This is a genomic window from Kitasatospora sp. NPDC101108 (assembly GCF_055584725.1).
The window spans coordinates 125,499-132,021 of record NZ_JBVJLM010000018.1; the positions used below are offsets into that span (position 1 = coordinate 125,499).

The 6,523-nt window shown below is 73.8% G+C and carries 6 protein-coding genes; all 6 read left to right on the forward strand.

Annotated features, from left to right (window positions below):
- The first annotated feature begins 219 nt into the window (after positions 1-219).
- The 6 genes from ACZ6Z8_RS30520 (at position 220) to ACZ6Z8_RS30545 (ending at position 6,379) form a co-directional block, all read left to right on the forward strand.
- Positions 220-1,290, forward strand: coding sequence for a hypothetical protein (locus tag ACZ6Z8_RS30520; RefSeq protein WP_465613275.1), 1,071 nt, complete (start codon positions 220-222; stop codon positions 1,288-1,290).
- A 66-nt stretch (positions 1,291-1,356) separates the two neighbouring features.
- Positions 1,357-1,824, forward strand: a complete 468-nt coding sequence (locus ACZ6Z8_RS30525) for a hypothetical protein (RefSeq protein WP_465613276.1) — start codon at positions 1,357-1,359, stop codon at positions 1,822-1,824.
- A 166-nt stretch (positions 1,825-1,990) separates the two neighbouring features.
- Positions 1,991-2,590 carry a hypothetical protein gene (locus ACZ6Z8_RS30530; protein ID WP_465613277.1) on the forward strand — a complete coding sequence of 200 codons (600 nt, stop codon included), beginning with the start codon at positions 1,991-1,993 and terminating at the stop codon, positions 2,588-2,590.
- A gap of 153 nt (positions 2,591-2,743) precedes the next feature.
- Positions 2,744-3,784, forward strand: a complete 1,041-nt coding sequence (locus ACZ6Z8_RS30535; protein WP_465613278.1) for a hypothetical protein — start codon at positions 2,744-2,746, stop codon at positions 3,782-3,784.
- Positions 3,785-3,842: 58 nt separating this feature from the next.
- Positions 3,843-4,835, forward strand: coding sequence for a hypothetical protein (locus ACZ6Z8_RS30540; protein ID WP_465613279.1), 993 nt, complete (start codon positions 3,843-3,845; stop codon positions 4,833-4,835).
- A 221-nt stretch (positions 4,836-5,056) separates the two neighbouring features.
- Entirely contained in the window at positions 5,057-6,379 is a 1,323-nt protein-coding gene (locus tag ACZ6Z8_RS30545; RefSeq protein WP_465613280.1) for a hypothetical protein, read from the forward strand.
- The last annotated feature ends 144 nt before the right edge of the window (positions 6,380-6,523 follow it).

Consider the following 6,523-nt stretch of genomic DNA (forward strand, 5'->3'; position numbering starts at 1 on the left):
CGGCCCGCAGCCCAGACAACCGGCGGCCGGCGCCCCGGACACAGGGGCAGGCCCCGGCGGCTGACCCCCGTACTGACGGGCCCCCGTGCCACCGTAGCGACGGTGATACGGGGGCCCGTCGCCGTCCGCACCTCCCGGCCGGTTGCCTCACCACCCTTCCTGACATAGATTTAGGTCATCGAAAGGGAGTGGCCCGGACGACACCCGGAAGGAACCCCCATGGACGCCAAGACCACCAAGATCCGCGTGGCGACCCGCGCCTACCGCAAGCCCGGCGGCTGCGTCACCACCACCATCACGACCATCCACGACGGATGCCCCTGCCGGATCGGACCGGGCACGCTGATCGGCGAGTACGAGGACATGGCCGAGGCCAAGGCCGCCGCCGTCGAGCAGGCCGCCGGAACCGGCCGCCGGCACACCCAGTGCAAGCGCAACGTCGACGAGGGGCCGACCGCCGCCATGGACGAGGCCATCGTCGGCGCCCTCGTCACCCAGAACCACCAGGTGCTCGCCTCACGCGGCACCACCACCGCCCTCGTCCGCCGGGGCCTGGCCGAGGAGCGCGTGACCGCCGCCGGCACCGCCAGCACCCACCTCACCCGCAAGGGGCGCGACCGCGCCGCCCGCCTGGTCAACACCTCCCCCAGCAAGGCGTACCCCGAGGCCCGCGCGGCCGCCGAGAGCGAGGCCCGCCGCCTGGGCCGCCTCGGCGACGACGAGCGCGAACAGCCCTCCCGCGCGGTCGTCTTCACCTTCGACGGCGTCGACACCCCCGCCGAGTACGCCCCGCTCACCCCCGCGAGCGTCCTCAAGACCCTCACCGCCGACATCCTCGGCGGCGCCGTCATCACCCGCATGGACCCCGAGGGCGCCCACGTGCGCGTCGAGCCGCTCGGCGGCGGCCCCGTTGTCAACCTCCACGCCGTCACCCACACCCCCAACCACGCCCCGGGGTACGAGTACGAGGTACCGGGCACGGGCGTCCGCAACACCGCCCCCATCGGTCCCGCCCTCGACGTCCTCAACGCCGCTGGTGCCGAAGGGTGCGAGGTGCGCACCAACGGCACCCCCGGCATCGCCCGCGTGACCGGCCGCGACCTCGACGCGATCGAGGCCCTTTTCAGGGCCGCCGGGTGGGAGGCCCGGCGCGGCACCGTCCACTACACCGGCGCCCAGTACGCGGCCGTGTCCATCACCGGAGACCCCGCCGGCCTCATGAGCTACTCCGTCGTCGCCGGCGACCCCGAGCCGTCCCGGCCGAGGTACAGCCCCGACACCACCGCGTGACCCGCCGATCCCGCCCGGCCGGCCGCCACCCGGCGGCCGGCCCCCGCCCCACAGAACGGACCGCACATGAGCACCACCGCCACGCCCCTCGCCGACGTCCGGGCCGACGTCGCCCGCCGCGCCTTCCAGCTGCTGCACACCCGCCGCCACCTCGCCGCCGCCGTCATGCGCGAGGAGATGGTGCTGTTCGCCGTCGAGGAGATGCGCACCGCCGACCTCCGCCGCCAGGTCCTCGTTGGCCGCGCCCACCTCGAAGTCCTCAACCACGTCGTCGTCCACGCCGGCGACCTCGCCCACCCCACGGCCCCTCAGAACCTCCTCGCCTCGGCCCTCACCGTCCTCGCCCAGATCCGAAAGGCGGAGCTGTCCGGCCGGCGCGCCCCCGTCATCGCCGACGCCCTCTCCCGAGCTGCGGCTCCCCAGGACGCCGAACCCGAGCAGGAGGCCGTGGACCAGGCCGTGGCCGCCATCCGCGCATCGCTGCTCCCCATGCTCCCGCCCGTCTTCCTCACGGACCGGGTGGTGGCCCCGTAGCCGATCACGCCCACGCCGTAGGCCCGTCGCCCCGTACCCACGGGGCTACGGGCCTACGGCGTTACGGCCGGGCTGAGCTTGCCTCACCCACCCTCTGGAAATAGATTTAGGCCATCGAAAGGGGGTGTTTCACGCCCCCGCAACCCACCTGGCCGGAGGATGCGAGATGACCGGTTCCACGATCAGCACCACCCGCGAGGCGAAGGCCCGCATCACCGCCGAGGTCGCCGGCGCCCGTGAGGTGCGCGCCGTCGAACGCGACGGCGCCACCATCGCCTGGACCTATCGCACCGCCGAGGGCTACGGCCACCTCACCGCCGCCGGCGCACTTTCCGCCCGTCACGCCGCCGACCGCCGCGAGGCCGCCCGCCGGGCCGCCTTCGCCCACGACGGCTTCGCCGAGGTGGTCATCCGCATCCCCGGCTGCCCGGGCGGGGCCGAGGACCTGGTGGTCGGCCCGGACAACCCCAACTACGACCTCCTCGTCCGCATGCCGGCATGCGAGGACGGGTGCGAGGGCACCGCCTTCACGCACCTCGACGGCGTCACGTGCGCACGGCAGGCGGCCCTCTACTCCGTCTACAACGACGGCCACAATGCCGCCAACCTCCTCCGCCGCGCCGACCGCAACCAGGCCCGGGGGAAGACCCGGTGGGCGGCGAACCTGCGGCAGTCGGTCGCCGAGGCCCGCGCGCGAACGGAGCGCGAAGTCTCCCAGTGGGCCGAGGGCCAGGAGTGCGGCCGGATCGTCCACGGCCCGGCCTGACGGCGGCCGCCGCCCGCGTCGAACGTCCGTAGGCCCGTCACCCCGTATCCACGGGGTGACGGGCCTACGGCATTCCGCCGCTCGGTAGAGCTTGCCTCACCCCCCTCCCTGTCATAGATTTAGGTCATCGAAAGGGACGAGGGAGAGGCCCCCATGAAGACGATCCGACGCAACGCCACCAACCAGATCGACCGGCTGTTCAGCGAGTACACCGTCGTCACCCGCTACGACGACGCCTCCGGCGAGAACCTGCCCACCGACACCGACACCGCCCGCGCCGCACTGCACGCCTGGCGCCGCGCCCGCCTCGTCCTCAGCAGCGACGGCGAGAAGCTCACCATCCTGAACTGCGGCGCGAGCTACTTCACGCTGCGCCGCCCCACCGTCGCCGAGAAGGCCGCCGCCGCCGCACTGGCCAAGGAGAAGGCCGCCGCCGAGCAGGCCGAAGCCGAAGGAGACGACGACAACCCGTTCAACACCCCCGAGGCCCGCTCCCTCCTCGCCGCGCGCGGCTACAGCACCGAGCAGATCGCCGCCATCGCCGAGCGGTGGGCCGCCCCCACCGTCCCCGAGCGCGCACCCAACCCGTCCGACTGGCACCAGCTCTCGCACCCGGAGACGGAAGAGCCGCTGCTCCGCGTCTTCGCCCCCACCCACGACGACCTCAACCGCGCCATCCGGCGGGCCGAGCGGGAGAACGGGGTCGTCGCCACCGTCGTCCGCCTCTTCGGCGGCGTGGTGAGCCGCCGGATCAACCGTGCCGACCTCGACGACGCCGAGCGAGCCCACCAGAACCAGTACGACAACAAGGTGGACCAGATCAAGACGTCCACCGCCCAGTTCGCCTACCAGGACATGGGGAAGGCCCCGGTGCCCGCCGAGCCGTACACCGCGCCCGTGGCCACCACCCCGGCGGACGGCCACCAGGACGCCGCGCAGCGCGAGGTGATCAACGTCCTCGACGGGCGGATGCCCTGGCACCTCACGACCAAGGCCACGTTCGCGGAGTGCCGCACCTGCCACCAGCAGGGCCCCGTCATCGTCACCACCAGCCCCGTCGCCGAGCGCACGGAGTACGGCGCCCTCGGCCACACCTGGCACGACGAGCACGCCCGCGCCACCGGTCACCAGCTCTTCTTCCGCCGCGAGATGAAGCGCACCGCCTTCCAGAGCACCGCCAGCCCCAGCCGCTGACCACCCCGGCCCGGCCGCCGGGCGGCGGCCGGGCCCCACCCAGCCGAGAGGACCCACCATGAACACCCTGCCGAAGCTGACCAAGATCGACACCGGCAGCTACCCCGCGTACGAGTTCGAGCACGACGGCCAGCGCTACCGCACCACCCGCTTCGCCGCCGGCCCCGGCTCCTGGAACATCGAGCGCATCCGCACCGGCGGCCGCCGCGAACCCGTCGTCAGCGGCAGGGACACCCGCCGCGAGGCCATCGAGGCCGTCACCAACCCGAAGCCGGTCGCCCCGCCGGCGCGGCCGGCCGCCACGAAGTACCGCGTGCAGGTCGCGATGGGCGTCAAGCACGGCCCCGGCCCCGACGAGCGGGAGGACCGGTACGGCATCTACGAGATCGGCGGCGGCACCGACCCCATCGCCACGTTCACCACCCCACCCCAGGACGACTACGACTTCGGCGCCGTCCTGCTCCGCTACGGCTGGCGCGTGCCCCAGGGGTACGTCACCGAGTACGTGGCCGGCCCGAACGTCCACCGGGGCCGCGTCGAATCCGCCGGCCTCCTCATGCCCGACGCCGCCGCCGACGTCCCCGGAGAGTGGACCACGGCCTACGCCGTGGGCTGCACCGGCCACCACCGCCGCGTCACCCCCACCTCGGCCGCCTGCGGCACCCGCCTGACCGACCACGGCGCCCCCGCCGTCCCGTGGGCCCGCATCCCCGCCGCCGCGCACCGGTGCCCCGCCTGCATCGCCGTCCGTCCCGCCTGCGTACACGGCCGCACCCCCCGGGCCGACGCCGCCGGCGACCCGGCGAAGGAGTGCGCGGGCGCCAGCGGCCGCGACGAGTGGGGGGTGTTCGGCGACGAGGGCTGCATGTACGCCTACGACTGCGCCGTCGACGTGGCCAACTACGCGGCGGAGCAGAACGCCGAGGCGGAGGCGCCGGCCGACGACCCGGCCGTCACCTGGACCCGGATCTGCCCCGACCACGAAGGCGAACGTCAGGACTCCTGCGAGGCGTGCTGCGCGGAGTACAACGACCAGGACCAGGACGACTGACCGCCGGGCGTCCTCCCAGCCAACCCGGCTGGACGCCCGGCCTGTTCGTGACGCCCTGCCGGGATTTGGGTCGCTTGAGTCGCTGATCAGGGCGGCCCGTCCCACCGCATCACCGTGCCGCCGTCGCCCCGTAACGACGGCGGCACGGCGCTCACCGGCCGCGACTTGACCGCGCCGTCCGCCGACCCATAGATTTACGTCATCGAATGAGAGGGCGGGTAATGACCACCACCATCCCCAAGAACCACAAGAAGCGAATCGCCACCCTGGCCATGAAGCTGACGAGGGCGGAGATGTACGACGAGAGCCGGGGCGCCCTCGTCCCCGCCCAGGCCGCCCACGCCTGGCAGGCCCTCGACCGCTACCAGGACGCGAAGCTCGTCGAGGTCGAGCCCGGCGAGAAGTACTGCGTCCAGATCGACACCACCCACTGGTACTACCTCTACCCCGCCGCCGCGCAGGAGCCCGCCACGGCCCCGGCGGCCGGCACCGACCCCGTGGAGGAGACGCCGGCGGTCACGCCCGAGGGGCAGTGCGAACACCCCGCCTCCGAGCGGCGCCACCACGGATGCCAGGAGCCCGCCACCCGCGTCATCCGCTACACCAGCGGGGCCAACCCCCGGCACCGCACCGACACCCACCTGTGCGACGCACACGCCGAGCACCCCCTCACGCTGGCGAGGAACACCGACGTCACGGCCCGTCCGGCCGAGGCGAGCACCACCGCGGCTGGCGAGGAACAGGACGATTCGACCCGCCTCCAGGAGTTCACCCGCGCCTTCTACGCCATCGCCATGGGCGCGGCCGAGAGCTTCTCGAAGAACAGCGGCGACGCCGCCGGCTACACCGTCACCATCACGCCCCACCCCGGGGCGCGCTGGACGCACAGGGCCACGGCCACCGACAGCTGGGGCCGCACCGTCGCCTACCCGTCCCCGTTCAACCCCACCTACGACGCAGCAGACGTCGCCGAGCGGCTGTACTCCCTCATCACCGCCGGCAACGCCGAGCCGTCCAGCGCGGTGCACGCCGCCGCACGCCAGGCCCGCCGACCGCTCGTCCTCCGCCAGGAGAACCCCGGGACGGAGGTCAAGTCGAACACCTGGGCCGTCTACAACAGCGACGAGCAGGTGATCCACCACGCCACCGGCCTTGACCACTACGACGCCCGCAGCAACGCCCTCACCGAACCGCACGTGCGGGATGCCGAGTACGCCGGCGGCATTCAGCTCCGGCGCCTCGCCCCCGACGAGGTGCCCGTCGTCCCGCCGGCACCCGCCGCCCCGGACGACCTGGCCGCCGCCGTCGCCCACGTGCAGAACACCCGGATCACCAGCGGCGTCACGGTCGAGGTGTCGTTCGCCGAGTGCCTCACCTGCGGAAAGCGGAGCCCGTGGGTCACCGACGCCGACCCGAACCCGGAGATCGCCGAACACGGCATCATCGGCAGTACCTGGCACACCGACCACCGCGCCGCGACCGGCCACGCCGAGTTCGCCAACACGACCATCCAGCGGTCCCACGTGAAGGTCTTGGGCGGCTGACCGACCCGCACCCCACCCCGGTCGGGCCGGGGGGCCGCCCCCCCCCCCCCCCCCCCCCCCACCCGGCCCCCCCCCCCCCGGCCCCCCCCCCCCCCCCGCCCCCCCCCCACGGCCCCCGCGCGAAGCCCCCCCCCCGCCCCAGCG